The organism is Vreelandella aquamarina (assembly GCF_020075495.1).
GTDB lineage: Bacteria > Pseudomonadota > Gammaproteobacteria > Pseudomonadales > Halomonadaceae > Vreelandella > Vreelandella aquamarina_A.
The window spans coordinates 14,754-30,295 of the sequence record NZ_JABYQT010000019.1 but is presented as its reverse complement, the minus strand read 5'-3'; the positions used below and the strand labels follow the sequence as shown (position 1 = coordinate 30,295).

Annotated in this window: 13 protein-coding genes and 1 pseudogene; 5 read left to right on the top strand and 9 right to left on the bottom strand. The window is 58.3% G+C overall.

Annotation, left to right across the window (positions count from 1 at the left end; translation table 11 throughout):
• Nucleotides 1-132 precede the first annotated feature (132 nt).
• Nucleotides 133-984: a CDP-diacylglycerol--serine O-phosphatidyltransferase gene (gene pssA, locus HW452_RS17125; RefSeq protein ID WP_224107312.1), complete on the bottom strand. Its 852-nt coding sequence runs from the start codon at nucleotides 982-984 to the stop codon at nucleotides 133-135.
• Between the two features lie 170 nt (nucleotides 985-1,154).
• Nucleotides 1,155-2,171, bottom strand: coding sequence for a ketol-acid reductoisomerase (gene ilvC / locus HW452_RS17120; protein ID WP_224107311.1), 1,017 nt, complete (start codon nucleotides 2,169-2,171; stop codon nucleotides 1,155-1,157).
• A gap of 184 nt (nucleotides 2,172-2,355) precedes the next feature.
• Between ilvC and ilvY the strand changes: the two genes are divergently transcribed.
• Nucleotides 2,356-3,240, top strand: coding sequence for an HTH-type transcriptional activator IlvY (gene ilvY / locus HW452_RS17115; RefSeq protein ID WP_224107310.1), 885 nt, complete (start codon nucleotides 2,356-2,358; stop codon nucleotides 3,238-3,240).
• A gap of 150 nt (nucleotides 3,241-3,390) precedes the next feature.
• Here ilvY and HW452_RS17110 read toward each other — a convergent pair whose 3' ends face one another.
• Entirely contained in the window at nucleotides 3,391-4,149 is a 759-nt protein-coding gene (locus HW452_RS17110) for an ankyrin repeat domain-containing protein (RefSeq protein ID WP_224107309.1), read from the bottom strand.
• Between the two features lie 202 nt (nucleotides 4,150-4,351).
• Here HW452_RS17110 and HW452_RS17105 point away from each other — a divergent pair, with 202 nt between their 5' ends.
• Nucleotides 4,352-4,750: a hypothetical protein gene (locus tag HW452_RS17105; protein ID WP_224107308.1), complete on the top strand. Its 399-nt coding sequence runs from the start codon at nucleotides 4,352-4,354 to the stop codon at nucleotides 4,748-4,750.
• Between the two features lie 37 nt (nucleotides 4,751-4,787).
• Here the strand turns inward: HW452_RS17105 and HW452_RS17100 are convergent.
• A pseudogene (locus HW452_RS17100) lies at nucleotides 4,788-4,919 on the bottom strand (IS481 family transposase); the annotation flags it as partial.
• 13 nt (nucleotides 4,920-4,932) lie between these two features.
• On the opposite strand from HW452_RS17100, the gene HW452_RS17095 reads away from it, so the two are divergent.
• Nucleotides 4,933-5,328, top strand: a complete 396-nt coding sequence (locus HW452_RS17095) for a hypothetical protein (protein ID WP_224107307.1) — start codon at nucleotides 4,933-4,935, stop codon at nucleotides 5,326-5,328.
• 166 nt (nucleotides 5,329-5,494) lie between these two features.
• Here the strand turns inward: HW452_RS17095 and ilvN are convergent, their stop codons facing one another.
• From ilvN to rluD, 5 genes are all read right to left on the bottom strand, one after another.
• The gene (gene ilvN, locus HW452_RS17090) at nucleotides 5,495-5,986 is read right to left on the bottom strand and encodes an acetolactate synthase small subunit (RefSeq protein WP_224107306.1); all 492 of its coding nucleotides are present in this window, start codon (nucleotides 5,984-5,986) and stop codon (nucleotides 5,495-5,497) included.
• Nucleotides 5,986-7,710, bottom strand: a complete 1,725-nt coding sequence (locus HW452_RS17085; RefSeq protein ID WP_224107305.1) for an acetolactate synthase 3 large subunit — start codon at nucleotides 7,708-7,710, stop codon at nucleotides 5,986-5,988. The genes ilvN and HW452_RS17085 overlap by 1 nt, the downstream gene beginning before the upstream one ends.
• A 459-nt stretch (nucleotides 7,711-8,169) precedes the next feature.
• On the bottom strand, nucleotides 8,170-10,764 hold the full coding sequence (gene clpB, locus HW452_RS17080) for an ATP-dependent chaperone ClpB (protein WP_224107304.1): 2,595 nt from the start codon (nucleotides 10,762-10,764) through the stop codon (nucleotides 8,170-8,172).
• Nucleotides 10,765-10,902: 138 nt separating this feature from the next.
• Nucleotides 10,903-11,661: a peptidoglycan editing factor PgeF gene (pgeF, locus tag HW452_RS17075; RefSeq protein WP_224107303.1), complete on the bottom strand. Its 759-nt coding sequence runs from the start codon at nucleotides 11,659-11,661 to the stop codon at nucleotides 10,903-10,905.
• A complete protein-coding gene (gene rluD / locus HW452_RS17070) occupies nucleotides 11,658-12,617 on the bottom strand; it encodes a 23S rRNA pseudouridine(1911/1915/1917) synthase RluD (RefSeq protein ID WP_224107302.1) in 960 nt (319 codons plus the stop codon). Before rluD ends, pgeF begins: the two co-directional genes overlap by 4 nt.
• Nucleotides 12,618-12,775: 158 nt before the next feature.
• Here rluD and HW452_RS17065 point away from each other — a divergent pair, with 158 nt between their 5' ends.
• Together HW452_RS17065 and HW452_RS17060 are read left to right on the top strand one after the other, a co-directional pair.
• On the top strand, nucleotides 12,776-13,582 hold the full coding sequence (locus HW452_RS17065) for an outer membrane protein assembly factor BamD (protein ID WP_224107301.1): 807 nt from the start codon (nucleotides 12,776-12,778) through the stop codon (nucleotides 13,580-13,582).
• A gap of 198 nt (nucleotides 13,583-13,780) precedes the next feature.
• Nucleotides 13,781-15,484, top strand: a complete 1,704-nt coding sequence (locus HW452_RS17060; RefSeq protein ID WP_224107300.1) for a methyl-accepting chemotaxis protein — start codon at nucleotides 13,781-13,783, stop codon at nucleotides 15,482-15,484.
• The last annotated feature ends 58 nt before the right edge of the window (nucleotides 15,485-15,542 follow it).

Genomic DNA, 15,542 nt, shown 5'->3' with positions numbered 1-15,542 from the left:
TGACAAACCGAAGGTTTTCACCTTCATTCACCGCTGGTAACGCTGGGCGTCCCCGGCAGCGGATGCGTACTTTACGGATTCACTGCCGGTTGTGCAAGCGCTTTTTGCAAACCGGCGAAAAAAGTTTCAGCTTTACGGCTTGGCCTTGCGCATTACTGCGTAAATCGGGCCCGAGAGCACGTAGGCGCCAAACAGCAAAAGCAGCATGACTGAAGGCTCTACCGAGATCATGACAAAGCCAAGCACCACTGCCAACAGCACCACAAAGGGCACCGGCTTTTTAAAATCGAGATCCTTGAAACTGTAGTAGCGAATATTGCTGACCATCAGAACACCAGCAGCAGCCACTACTACCAGCATCAGCAGCTTGAAGCCAAACGCATCGGCATCGAAGCTGTGGAAGGTCCATACACTGGCAGCCACTACCGCCGCCGCCGACGGGCTCGGCAGGCCAATGAACCACTTCTTGTCAGTGCTGCCGATCTGCACGTTGAAACGTGCCAATCTAAGCGCGGCGCAGGCTACATATAAAAATGCCACCACCCAGCCGGTCTTGCCGATATCCTGCAGTATCCAGGTAAACGCCACCAGCGCCGGCGCCATGCCAAAGGAGATCATGTCAGCCAGGCTATCGTACTCGGCACCAAAGGCGCTTTGAGTATTGGTCATGCGCGCCACACGGCCGTCCAGGCCATCGAGCACCATGGCGATAAAGATAGCGACCGCCGCGGAAGTAAATTCGCCATTGATCCCCGCTACAACGGCAAAGAAGCCGGAAAACAGAGCGGAGGTCGTGAATAGATTGGGCAGCAGGTAAATCCCTTTACGTCGAATCTTCTTGCCATCTTCCAGGGCTTCTTCGACGACTTCCGTATCACGCAAGAAAGCAGCCGCCAGGTCCTCGTTACCGACCTCATGACGGTCATCGTGAATTTCGGGCTTGGAAGGGTTGGCGTGCTCTTGATCGCGAGCGTCCTGAGTCATAGATGTCATCCGTTTAATATAGAGTCACAAATAGTGAACACTTTCATTCTACACGGTGAACCCTAGTCAGCCAGTCAATTACCGCAAGCAAACACAATGCAAGCCTGCTGACCCCAGAAACCAAAACGGGGCGCGCCAAAGCGCACCCCGTTGACCAAATCGATAAATGCTTAGTTCTTGGACTTGTCGACCAGCTGATTGGCCGTGATCCACGGCATCATGCCACGCAGCTTGGCGCCCACCTGCTCGATCTCGTGCTCGGCATTCAGGCGACGGCGAGCAGTCATGGAAGGATAGTTGGTGTTACCTTCCTGAATGAACATTTTCGCGTACTCGCCGGTTTGAATGCGCTTGAGCGCATTACGCATGGCGGCACGTGACTCATCGTTGATCACTTCCGGGCCCGTTACGTACTCGCCATACTCCGCATTGTTGGAGATGGAGTAGTTCATGTTGGCGATACCGCCTTCATACATCAGGTCAACGATCAGCTTGAGTTCGTGCAGGCATTCGAAGTAGGCCATTTCCGGAGCGTAACCGGCTTCGGTCAGCGTCTCAAACCCCGCCTTGACCAGCTCTACCGCGCCGCCACAAAGCACCGCCTGCTCACCGAACAGATCGGTTTCGGTTTCATCCTTGAAGGTAGTCTCGATGATACCGCTGCGGCCGCCGCCAACGCCTGCTGCGTATGAGAGCGCCAGCTCCTTGGCGTTGCCAGACGCATCCTTGTGGATCGCGATCAGATCCGGAATGCCGCCGCCTTTTACAAACTCGGAGCGAACGGTGTGGCCCGGCGCTTTCGGCGCGATCATGATCACGTCGAGATCCTGGCGCGGCTCAATCTGGTTGTAATGGATGTTGAAGCCATGCGCAAAAGCAAGCGTGGCACCTTCTTTCAGGTTCGGCTCTACTTCGTTTTCGTAGATAGCTTTCTGGTTTTCGTCCGGCGCCAGGATCATGACCACGTCAGCGGTCTTGCAGGCTTCCGGTACGCTTGCCACTTTAAGCCCGGCCGCTTCAGCCTTGGCAGCTGAAGAAGAGCCTTCACGCAATGCAACGGTGACGTCCACACCCGACTCTTTCAGGTTGTTCGCGTGAGCATGACCCTGTGAACCGTAGCCAACGATGGTTACTTTCTTGGCTTGGATCAAGGAGAGGTCACAATCTTTATCGTAGTAAACGCGCATGGCGAGGCTCCAGAAAAGTGTTATCGAGTCGGGTCGTTATCAAAGCGTGTCAGCGCTGATGGCCACCTGCGCCGTCTTGTGCAGCGCTAGGTAAGGCGTTGGAGCCACTCTACGCCACGCGCCACTTTGCGTAAAACGCTATATTTGCAATACACTATTGCGAAATTTGAAACACGGTGGCGGTATGGATTTTCGGCTGCTTAGACATTTCGTGGCACTTTCTGACACGCTGCATTTTGGCCGCGCCAGTGAGCTTTGCCACGTAAGCCCCTCGACCCTGAGTCGCTCGATCCAGCAGCTGGAAAACGAGCTTTCCACTCCGCTGTTCGAGCGCGACAACCGCCATGTCACGTTGACGGCACATGGCCTTGGTTTTCAGCGCTACGCCCGCGAAACACTGGAGCAGTGGGAGGTAATCAAGCGGCGCCTGGCCGATACCGCGCAGCTCAGCGGCGAGATCAGCATCTACTGCTCGGTAACGGCGAGCTACAGCTTTCTTTACGAGCTATTGAGCGATGTGCGCACGCGCCACCCGGGGATCGAGCTGAAGCTGCATACCGGCGACCCTGCCGATGCCATGAAAAGAGTGATGGAGGGCGACGATGACATGGCCATCACACCGCGCCCGCGCATCCCTCCCAATGCCCTGGCGTTCAAATCACTCACCCGCTCGCCGCTGGTCTTCATCGCTCCCACAGAGCCCTGCGAATGGCTGCCCGCCTCCCCCGAAAGCTCGACCGCCGAGCAGTGGCAAGAGGTACCCATGATTCTCTCTGAAGCGGGACTATCGCGAGAGTACGCCACTACCTGGTTCAAGGCGATGGGCGTGAGCCCGCGCATCTATGCCCAGGTCGCGGGTCACGAGGCTATCGTGAGCATGGTGGGGCTAAGCTTTGGCGTTGGCGTGGTACCCAAAATCGTGCTGGACAACAGCCCGCTTGCCAACCGGGTCCGGGTACTGAACGTGAAACCCGAACTTCCCCACTACGACGTCGGCCTGTGCGTTCTCAACCGACGGCTGAAAAACCCGATCATCGATGCGCTGTGGGCAGCGATCAGCGAGCGTTAACAACAGAATTTTTTCTCTGCTCAATACCTTACCTGCGCCAGTACGGGCAGCATGATCAGAAACAGAGGCACCAGCAGAAGCATGCTGACCACGATAAACTCTGTTAATGCTTGATCCTGTTGAGATAATTTCTTCGTTTAAAATTTAAACTCAAAAAGACTCTTCCAAATAACCTTTATTCTTCAAGGCTTTAATAAGTTGATTATAGTCATACCCACCCTCCCTATCATGAAACTCCTTAATGATACCCAAAGCAGTTGCACCATTAACTTCATTTTCTAATGTAGGATCAGCGCCTGCTTCAACGAAAGCCAAGGCAGCCTTATATTCACTGCCGTAAAGTGCTCGATTCAAAGGAGGTGCTTGAAATTGCCCTCTATGGTTTACATCAGCACCATAAGCTAACAATAGCTTGACGTGATCAATATAAAAATCTAATTGCCTCTCAAATAGTAAAGTATTCCCTCTACTTGTATTTACTATCGTATTTGGATCGGCCCCGGTTTCCAGCGCTGCTTCAAGAAACGCCGGGTCGGTTTGTGTAAAGGCTAGATAGATTAAATAAATAGTGCTTTTACCAGGCTTATCTTCATCAATGATCACGAGGTTGGGGTCGCCGCCGTGTGCCAACAAATAGCGAAAGCCTTCGATATTGGCACCCATCGTATCTGTGGCTGACCAGAAAAGCGGAGTCATGCCGTCCTTACCCGGCATATTGGGGTCGGCGCCCTGGTCCAACGCCTGCTGCATGGCCTCCGTATCGCCCCGTCCAGCGGCAACAGCCAATGCCCGCTGAGAAGGGTCGGAAAAGTAATAGTCGGGTTCCGTGGAATAGGAAGGCGAGTTGGCACAAGCGGGCAGCGTTATAGCCATCAATAGAATCGCCTGCCAGATCTTCAATCCTCGCATAAAATTTTCCTCCTTTTGGATGCGTGCCTTCGGCACCATTTGACACCATAAGGTTATCGCTATAACGCTAATACCAATACGCTGTGAAGGCTCAACCTATGTTTTACCACCTCAGCCTAGTTAATTAATCAAAGCTTGACGAATCGAAAAAGCAAAGACACCCTAACTTAAATCAGTTCCACATATCCATGAGAGAAACCCGATGATCAAGAAATACATGCTGACCATTACGGCAGCTTCAATCATGGGCAGCACCGCTGCTTATGGCGACTATTTCAACAACTACTTCAACAGCTACGGCGCTGCACGTGATCAAGTGTTGCAACAAAACACAAGAGGCGCTTTTACCCAGGAAGACTCATGCAACATGGTTTCTCAAATGGCGGAGGCAATCATGGCGAATCATCTGGCCGGTGCTCCCAAGGGGCCCGTTATCGAGGGAGAGGAACTCGAGGAGGAAGTGCGACAATTGGAGGAAGATTACAGCATCATGTCAACGGGCCTGGCGACAGCCCAAGTGTATCGCTACGACCTCGACGAATTTTCGACTGCAGAAGAATTCCGCGAACAGTTTTATCAGGACTGTCTACAAGAGAGATAGCGTTAGCCGTTTTTAAGCCCAATCAATCAGGGCAGACTTACATCATGTCAGGTCCCGCATGATTGACAACTACTTTGTTAAATAACTCCAGTTGCCTGGCCTGCCACTCCTTCATCGCTGTCATCGGTGATTGGTGATACAGCGCCTTCTGGGGATGATTGACTAACCAAGAGCCAACCAAGATGCATCATAAGCAACTACTTACCACAGCAGCGGTCTTCCTGCTCAGCTATAGCGGCGTACATGCTGATACTTTCGATAGTTTCGGAGCACGTGCCAGTGATACTATTGAGTCTTATGATGGTCCTTTAGAGGCCTACACCCGCCCAAAATCATGTGAAATGGCGGCTGCATCGGCAGGCATGGTGATGCGAGAGCACTTATGGGGCAGCACTGTATCCAGAGATTTTGAAGAAGAAGAATTAAAGAAAGCCAAACAGGAGGACACGACTGCCTCTGCCTCTTTGGACCTCGCTCTTGCCAAGGCATCTACCTACGACCTGGACGCGTTTTCCTCCGTGGATGATTTTACCGACCAGTATTATCAGGACTGCGTGGCTTTTGATGGATCCGAGTAGCTTTTATATAGCTACCGCAGCCGCAATATGTTCTATCAACGGCTGCGCGCGCTGAAGCCTTCTATGGGTTAGTCGATGAGATTGACTAGCCTCGCCCATAAAAAAAACCGGTCAACTGTCGTTGACCGGTTTTTTACGCTAATGACAGCGCATGCTTTCGCTCAAACTAAAGCGACAGCACCTTATCCCCCCGGGCAATACCCGAGACCCCGGTGCGCGCCACTTCGAGAAGGCCCACCGGCGCCATGGCCTGCAGGAAGGCATCAAGCTTGGCGGCGTCGCCGGTGATCTGCACGGTGTAGAGGCTTGGCGTCACGTCGACGATCTGCGCGCGGAAGATATCCACGGTGCGTTTCACCTCGTCGCGGGCCGCGCCCAGTGCTTTCACCTTTACCAGCATCAGCTCGCGCTCGATGTGGTTGCCCTCGGTAAGATCGACCAGCTTGACCACATCGATCAGCTTGTTGAGATGCTTGGTGATCTGCTCGATCACCCGGTCATCGCCTACCGTGGTCACCGTCAGTCGTGACAGCGAGGGGTCTTCGGTGGGCGCCACGTTCAGCGTTTCGATGTTGAAGTTGCGCTGGGAAAACAGGCCGACCACACGCGACAGCGCCCCCGGTTCGTTTTCCAACAGAATCGAGATGATATGTCGCATCAGGTACGCTCCGTTTTAGACAGCAGCATGTCACGCATGGAGCCAAGCGGCACCTGCATCGGATAGACGTGCTCGAAGGGGTCGACCTTCACGTCGAGGAACACAAGCTCGTGCTTGTCGGCAAACGCGCGCTCGAGCGCGGGTTCGAGCTCCTCCTTTGTGGTGACGGTGATGGCAGTAAACCCGTACGCCTCGATCAACAGATGGAAGTCCGGCAGCGACTCCATGTAAGAGTGCGCATGGCGTGACTTGTAGTTCAAGTCCTGCCACTGGCGTACCATGCCCAGCGATGCATTGTTGAGGTTGAGGATCTTGACACCCACCCCGTACTGCTTGCAGGTCGACAGCTCCTGCATCATCATCTGGAAGCTGCCTTCACCAGTGACGCATACCACGTCGTCGTCCGGGAAGTTCTGCTTGATCCCCATGGCGGCCGGAAAGCCAAAGCCCATGGTGCCGAGCCCGCCAGAGGTAATCAGCCGGTTGGGCTTGTCGAACTTGTAGTACTGCGCGGCAAACATCTGGTGCTGACCGACATCCGTGGTCACGTACGCTTCGCCGCGGGTGATGCGGCACAGCGCTTCGACCACTTCCTGAGACTTCAACGCCTCGCCGGGCTTGGAAGGCTCATACAGCTTGCCGTGACGCTCGGCGCGCCAGCCGTCGATCTTCTCCCACCACTCTTTCAGCGCTTCAGGATGCGTGATCGGCTGCCCCTGCACCAGGCTGATCATCTCGCTGATGACGCTGTCCGCCGGGCCCACGATGGGCACATCGGCACGCACCGTCTTGGAAATCGAGCTGGGGTCCACATCCACGTGAATGATCTTGGCCGTGGGGCAGAACTTGGATGTGTTGTTGGTCACACGATCATCAAAGCGCGCGCCAATGGCAATGATCAGATCCGCGTGGTGCATGGCCATGTTGGACTCATAGGAGCCGTGCATGCCCAGCCAGCCAAGGCTCTGCTGATCGCTTTGCGGGTAGGCGCCGATGCCCATCAAAGTGGTGGTAATCGGGAAGCCCAGCTTCTTGACCAGATCGGTCAACCCTTCGCTGGCACGGCCGGTCACCACGCCGCCGCCGGTATAGAACACCGGACGCTTGGCCTTGAGCATCAGCTCGACGGCTTTCTTGATCTGCCCGGTATGGCCACGCGTCACCGGGTTGTAGGAGCGTAGCTTGACCTTTTTCGGGTAGACGTACTCGTAGCGCTCGGTGGGAGCGGTCATGTCCTTGGGAATATCCACGACGACCGGCCCCGGGCGCCCTGTCGAGGCAAGATAAAACGCCTTCTTGAGCACTTCGGGAATTTCAGACGGGTGACGAATCGAGAAGCTGTGCTTCACGATCGGGCGCGTCACACCCACGATATCGGTTTCCTGGAAGGCATCTTCGCCGATCAGATGACTCATTACCTGGCCGCACAGCACGACCATGGGAATAGAGTCCATGTAGGCAGTAGCAATGCCGGTAACCGCGTTGGTAGCGCCGGGGCCGGAGGTTACCAGCACGACACCCGGCTTGCCCGAGGCACGGGCGTAGCCGTCAGCGGCGTGGGTGGCGGCCTGTTCGTGGCGAACCAGGATGTGTTTTACCTTGTCCTGGCGAAAGAGCGCATCATAGATATGCAGCGCTGCGCCGCCGGGATAACCATAAATGTATTCGACGCCCTCGTCTTGCAAGAAGCGGGCGATCATATCTGCGCCGGAAAGCAGTTCCACTGTGTTTCTCCCCTGGAGGTCTCGAGTGCGATCCGCAGGACATCCTGCGGTGTCGAGTGCGGCGGTATGCCGCTGCCGGCCCATGCCGGCACCTGATGCCAAACCCTGGCATACGGCCCGGTTAGGGCCTGCACTCTCTGAGAGCACCGGCTCAAGATCTTGAGCCGGGAACTCCCTAGCACGGCGGATTGCCGCGTCGGGGCGTTGGCCAGGTCGAGCGGTTAGCTCAAGCCCGGAAGTCCTTCGGCGGGTAAAGGCGCTTGCCTACCCTTCGCGCGGGAAATAGGGATTGCCCGTCAGGTCCGCGCCCGCAAATCAGGAATGGTTAAGATTCCATTAGCACTCAAGCATGTCAACCTCCAATGCCTCATGAATGTGCAAGGCCTCGGTTTGACGCAACGTCAGGCCATAAAAAAAGCCCCGCCGGCAGAGCCAGCGGGGCTTTTGCGTCAGCGCGGTTCAGGTATTGAAGACAAGCTTGCCCTCGTCAGCGCTGATATGGATGGTATCGCCCGGCAGGAACTTGCCAGCGAGCAGATCCTGAGCCAGCGGGTTTTCGATGCGGCTTTGAATGGCCCGCTTGAGCGGACGCGCGCCGTACACCGGATCAAACCCCACCACCGCGAGTTGGGCCATGGCATCGTCGCTGATGACAAGACTCAGGCTGTGCTCGGCCAGACGAGTCTTCAAGCGCTGAAGCTGGATGCCGGCAATCGCCTGAATCTGCTCCTGGCCGAGTGCGTGGAAGACCACCACTTCGTCGATGCGGTTGATCAACTCCGGACGGAAGTGGTTACCCACCACCTCCATCACCGCCTCTTTCATTGTCTCGTAACCGCTATCGGTATCGCCGGTGTTACCGCCCATGCGTTGAATGATGTCCGAGCCCATGTTGGAGGTCATCACGATCACGGTGTTGCGAAAATCTACCGTGCGTCCCTGGCCATCGGTCAGGCGGCCATCTTCCAGCACCTGGAGCAGGATGTTGAACACATCCGGATGCGCCTTTTCCACCTCGTCGAGCAGCAGCACCGAGTAAGGCTTGCGGCGCACGGCTTCGGTCAGGTAGCCGCCCTCTTCATAGCCTACATAGCCCGGAGGTGCACCAATCAACCGCGCCACGGAGTGCTTCTCCATGAACTCCGACATGTCGATACGCACCATGGCTTCCTCGGTATCGAACAGGAAGTTGGCCAGCGACTTGCACAGCTCGGTCTTGCCCACCCCGGTGGGGCCGAGGAACAAGAACGAACCATTGGGCCGGTTAGGGTCGGAAAGTCCGGCCCGCGAGCGACGCACGGCGTTGGCCACGGCCTCCACCGCCTCGTTCTGGCCGATCACCCGTTCATGCAGCGCCTCCTCCATGCGCAAAAGCTTGTCACGCTCGCCCTCAAGCATCTTGGCAACCGGAATGCCCGTCCAGCGCGACACCACTTCAGCGATCTCCTCTTCGGTGACATTGGAGCGCAAGAGCTGATGGCTCGAGATATCCGCCTCCCCCTCACCGCTGTCGGCAATCTTCTTCTCGAGTTCGGGAATCTTGCCATACTGAATTTCCGACATGCGCCCCAGGTCACCCTGGCGACGGGCCTGTTCAAGGTCGATCCGCGCCTGCTCCAGCTCCGCCTTGAACTGCGCCGAGCCCTGGATGCTGGCCTTCTCTGCCTTCCAGATCTCGTCGAGATCGGCGTACTCGCGCTCCAGCTCGTGAATCTGGTTGCTGAGCGCTTCAAGACGCTTTCTGGTCGCCTCGTCGGTCTCCTTCTTGAGTGCCTCACGCTCCATCTTGAGCTGAATCAGGCGACGATCAAGACGATCCATGGACTCGGGTTTGGAGTCGAGCTCCATACGGATCCGCGAGGCCGCTTCATCGATCAGGTCGATGGCCTTGTCCGGCAATTGGCGATCGGTGATGTAGCGGGTCGAGAGCTTCGCCGCCGCGATGATCGCCGAGTCGGTGATGTCCACCCCGTGATGGACTTCATAACGCTCCTTCAGGCCGCGCAGAATGGCCACGGTATCCTCTTCGCTGGGCTCATCGACCAGCACCTTCTGGAAGCGACGCTCGAGTGCTGCATCCTTCTCGATGTACTTGCGGTACTCATCCAGCGTGGTCGCGCCCACGCAGTGCAGTTCGCCGCGCGCCAGCGCCGGCTTCAACATGTTGCCCGCATCCATCGCGCCATCGGCCTTGCCGGCACCCACCATGGTGTGCAGCTCGTCGATGAACAGGATGACTCGCCCTTCTTCCTGGGAGAGTTCCTTGAGTACCGATTTCAGGCGCTCCTCGAACTCGCCACGGAACTTGGCGCCAGCCAGCAGCGAGCCCATGTCCAGCGAGAGCACGCGCTTGTCTTTCAGGCCTTCCGGCACTTCACCATTCACGATGCGCTGGGCCAGGCCTTCCACAATGGCGGTCTTGCCCACCCCCGGTTCGCCGATCAGCACCGGGTTGTTCTTGGTGCGCCGCTGGAGTACCTGAATGGTGCGGCGAATCTCGTCGTCACGGCCGATCACCGGGTCGAGTTTGCCGTCCAGCGCCCGCTGGGTAAGATCAAGCGTGTACTTGTTGAGGGCTTCCCGCTGGTCTTCGGCGTTGGCATCATCCACGGTCGCGCCGCCGCGCAGGCTGTCGATGGCGGTTTCGAGACGCTTGCGGTCAAGCCCTGCGTCTTTGAGCAGCTTGCTTATCGCGCCGTTCATTTCCAGCGCGGCCAGCAGCACAAGCTCGCTGGCGACGAACTGGTCACCGCGCTTTTGCGCTTCGCGGTCGGTCAGGTTGAACAGCTTGATGAAATCCCGCGACGGCTGCACTTCACCGTCGAACTGGCCCACCTTGGGCACGTTGTCGAGCTGCTGCACCAGGGCTTCACGCAGGCGCGTGCTGCTGCCTTCGGCCTTTTCGACCAAGGCCTTGATGCCCGTGTCGCGGGTATCCAACAAGGCAAGCAGAAGATGAGCGGGTTCCAATTGATGATGGCCGCGGCCAACGGCCAGGGATTGTGCTTCGGCAATGGCCGCCTGAAGCTTGGCGGTAAACTTATCAAAACGCATAGCGCTCCTCCTGGGGTAGCCCTGCGCTTGGACGCACGGCGTGGCCCAACAAGTCATTTAACGTGCTAACCACGATTAGCTTGACAGGTTAGATGGCGCCGTTTTGCCGATTTTCAAGAGGTGATGCGCTTATCCCGGCTAATGGTTGATCCAGATCACGCTGGCCATGCGGCCGGTCTTGCCGCCATCGCGCCGATAGGAGTAAAAGCGCGACTCGCAGGCGGTACAGAAGTGGCCGCCGCTGATATTCTCGATGCCCAGCGCTTCCAGCCGAAACCGCGCCAGTCGGTAAAGATCCGCCATGTAGTGGCCCAGCCGGTAAGGGCTGTGATCGAACGCCTCCGCGGCTTCCGGATGTACGGCGACAAAGGCGCCATACACGTCGGGGCCGACCTCGAACTGGGCATTGGAGATCGCCGGTCCCAGCCATACCAAAAGCTCGTCGGGCTCGCTGTTCATGGCGGCCACGGTGGCCTCCAGCACACCGCCCGCCAGCCCGCGCCAGCCGGCATGGGCCACGGCCACCTGGGTGCCGGCGCGGTTGCAGAACATCACCGGCAGGCAGTCGGCAGTCAACACCACGCAGGCGTAGTCGGCGGAGGTCGCAATCGCGGCATCAGCCTCCGGTACGTCAGCCTGATAACTCTGCTGCACCCGAGCGCCGTGGGTCTGGTTCAGCCACAAGAAAGGGCGCTCGTCGCCGACCTCCTTTTGCAGCAGGCGGCGGCACAGCGCGACGTGCTCCGGGTTGTCCCGGACATGGGAAGCCGGATTGAAGGCGGCAAAATCCCCTTGGCTCGGGCCGGTTTCCCGGGTGGTCACGAAGGCACGCACGCCGGCGGGCGCCGGCCAGTCAGGTATCAGTAGCGTCGGCCGTAGATCGATGGCATCACTCATTGCATGGTCTCGTTGTCTTCGCGCAAATAGTCCAACAACATTAGTAGATCATCGGGCAAATCGGCATGAAAGGTCATGGTTTCGCTACTGACCGGGTGCACGAAGCTCAGCTTGCGGGCGTGCAGCGCCTGGCGCGGGAACTCGCGCAGAATCTCCTTGAGCGGGCCAGCCGCCCCCGGCGGCAGCTTGGCCCGGCCGCTGTACAGCGGGTCGCCAATCAGCGGATAGCGGGCATGGGACATGTGCACGCGAATCTGGTGGGTGCGCCCGGTTTCCAGCTGGCAGCGCACGTGAGTGTGGGCGCGAAAGCGCTCGACCACCCGAAAATGAGTCACGGCGGGCTTGCCCGAGGCGGTCACCGCCTGGCGCTTGCGATCCTTGGGATGGCGGCCGATCGGGGCATCGATGGTGCTGCCCGACACGGGCGTGCCGATGACTACCGCATCGTACTGGCGTGAAACGCTGCGCGCCTGGAGCTGCTCGACCAGCACGGTCTGTGCGGGAATGGTCTTGGCGACCATCATCAGCCCGGTAGTGTCCTTGTCCAGACGATGGACGATGCCCGCCCGGGGCACTTCGGCAAGCGCCGGGTGATGATGGAGCAGCGCGTTGAGCAGCGTGCCATCCGGGTTGCCCGCCGCCGGGTGCACCACCATGTTGGTGGGCTTGTTGATCACCATCACCGCGTCATCTTCATAGACGATGTCCAGCGGGATGTCCTGCGCCTCAAAGCGCAGGTCTTCTTCGATGGTGGCCTTGAGTTCAAGCACTTCATGGCCATGCAGCTTTACCTTGGGCTTGACCTTGACGCCATCCACGGTCAGTTCGCCGGCGTTGATCCATGCCTTTAGCCGCTCGCGGGAGTAGTCACTGAACAACTCTGCTGCTGCTTGGTCCAACCGCGCACCTGCCAGCGTCTCTGGCACGCGCTGGCTGGCTTCAACTATCCGGGACATGACGTTACTTCCTTTGACGACACCCGACAAAACGTTGCTAAGCCTGCGTTTTGTGTCGAGGTGATTTATAGTGGGCTGATTGCGACCTATTCTACCATTTCTACTTATGGCCATCGTCGCTTTTCGGTGATTGAGGCTTGCTTGCAACGAGGATGATGATGCGCGTTTTTTCTGCTGCCAACCGCTTTGGTGCCCTTGCGTTGAGCCTTGCCCTTTTGGCAGGCTGCGCCAGTAACGACACGACCCCGGAGGAGGAAGACGAATTTGCCGGGGTACAGGAGCGCGAACTCTACGAACTGGCGCGCACTGCGCTTGACAGCAACCGCTACCCCATTGCCATCGAGCGGCTAGAGGCGCTGGATACCCGCTACCCGTTTGGCCCTCACGCGGAACAGGCCCAACTGGAGCTGGTATACGCCTATTATGAAAACGGTGACTGGGAAGAGGCGCGCGCTGCTGCCAGCCGCTTCATTCGCCTGCATCCAGACCACCCCCAGGCCGACTACGCCTACTACCTGCGCGGGCTTTCCGCCTGGCAGGCGGGCCGCTTCAGCCTCGAGCGCCTGCGCTTGATCGATATTTCCAAGCGCGACCTGGGTGCTTCGCGCGACGCCTACAACGACTTCCGCGAGCTGATTCAGCGCTTCCCGCAGAGCGAGTACGCCCCGGACGCCCAGCAGCGTATCGTCTATCTGCGTGACATGCTGGCCCGTCATGAGCTTCACGTGGCCGATTACTACCTGCGCCGGGGTGCGTACCTGGCGGCGGTCGAGCGTGGCCGCTGGGTAGTGGAGCATTATCCGGAATCCAGCGCCACGCGCGACGCCCTGGCCACCATGATCGAAGGCTACCAGGGCCTGGGCATGGACGACCGCGCGGGCGAAGTCCTGGCCGTGCTGCGCGAAAATGCCCCGGACCACGAGCAGCTGCAGGGCGGGCGCTTCGTACCCAAGTATCTCGACTGATAGCACGCCCATGGCCTGCCTGACGCCTGGCTTGGCCAGGGGCGGCATCCGTCTGAAAAACCACGCCTCGGCGTGGTTTTTTGCTTTAACGCCACAGGAAAATTAATTAAACAATAATTGTACAAAAGAAACACTGCGTATTAGTATTTCTGATGCCTTCCCAATAAAAAGCGCCGCCCCGCGCTCAAGGAACTGATCATGCTCACGTTAAATGGCCGCTTATCAGGTGCCAAGATAAGCACGCGCCTGATACTCGCCTTCTCTGCCTTGCTGGCGCTGCTGATTACGCTGACAGCCGTCGGGATCTATCAAGTCAACCGGATCGATCACCGGCTGACTGCCATCAACGATATCAATGGTGCCAAGCAGCGCTTTGCCGTGGATATGCGTGGCAGCGTGCACGACCGGGCCATCGCCCTGCGTGACATCGTCATGACCGATGACAGCCGCCTTCAAGGCAGCCTGCGGGCCGACATTCAGCGCCTGCAGAACGATTACCAAGCCGCCACGTCCGGCATGCAAGCCGTTATCGACGAATACTCGACCACCTCGCAGGAGCAGGGCCTGCGTGATCGCATCGAAAGCCAGGCAGTGATTACCCGTGACTTGACCCAGCAGGTCATCGAGGCACGTGACACCGCGCCTATCGCGCTTGCCCAGACACTGATGCTCGACCAGGCCGGGCCTGCCTATAGTGAATGGCTGAATCGTATCAATCAGTTCATTGACTTGCAGGGCGAGATCAACGCCGCCAGTACGGAGGAAGCACGTGCCACCGCCTCGGGCTTTCAGATGCTGATGCTGGGCCTGACGCTGTTTGCACTAGTCGCCGGCAGCTTGATTGCGCTGTTTCTTTCTCGCCAGCTGCTGCGCGAACTGGGCGCCGAGCCGCATGAGGTCAAGGCGTTTGCCGAGGCCGTTGGGCGGGGTGAACTGACCACCCAGGCCCGGCTCAAAAAAGACGACACGCGCAGCATCATGGCGTCTCAGGTGGCCATGGCTCGGCAGTTGCAAACCATCGTTACTCAGGTGCGCGCGTCGGCTGAAGCCGTGGCGACCAATAGCGAGCAGATTGCCGAAGGCAACAACGACCTGTCATCGCGCACCGAACAGCAGGCCAGTGCCCTGGCCGAAACCGCCTCGGCCATGGAACAGCTCAACAGCACGGTAAAACTCAACGCGGACAACTCCGCTCAGGCGAGCCAGGAGGCACAGAGCGCATCACACATCGCCACCAAGGGCGGCGAAGCGGTACATCAGGTCGTGGGAACCATGAACGAGCTGAACCAGAGTTCTCAGGAAATCGCGGGGATTACCTCGACCATCGATTCCATCGCCTTTCAGACCAACATTCTCGCCCTCAACGCCTCCGTCGAGGCGGCACGCGCCGGTGAGCATGGCCGCGGCTTCGCGGTGGTCGCCGAAGAGGTACGCAACCTTGCCCAGCGCAGTGCAGAGGCTGCCCGCGAAATCAATCAACTGATCGCCAGCAACCTGGAGCGCGTCAAGCACGGCAACCTGCGCGCCGAAGAGGCGAGCAGATCCACCGAAGAGATCGTGGCGGCCATTGACCGTGTGACGACCATCATGCAGGAGATCAGCAACGCCAGCGCCGAACAGAGCGCCGGGGTACAGGAAGTCGGCCAGGCCGTAACCGAGATGGACCAGGTGACCCAGCAGAACGCCGCCCTGGTGGGACAAAGTGCCAAATCCGCCTCCAACCTGCGCCAGAACGCCCATCAGCTTCTACAGATGATGGAAGCCTTCAAACTTCCTCAGGCGGCACAGAGCCCTGCCCTATCGGCGGCTCAACCCCAAGCGCCCGCCGCCGCACCGGCAGTGCGCCAGCCAGCCCCGCCCCCCGCCCAGCGCCAGCCGGAGCCCGAGTGGGAAAGCTTCTAATCCATTGCTGCCGCGCTAACAAAAAGGCTCCTGAGATCAGGAGCCTTTGACGTTGGGC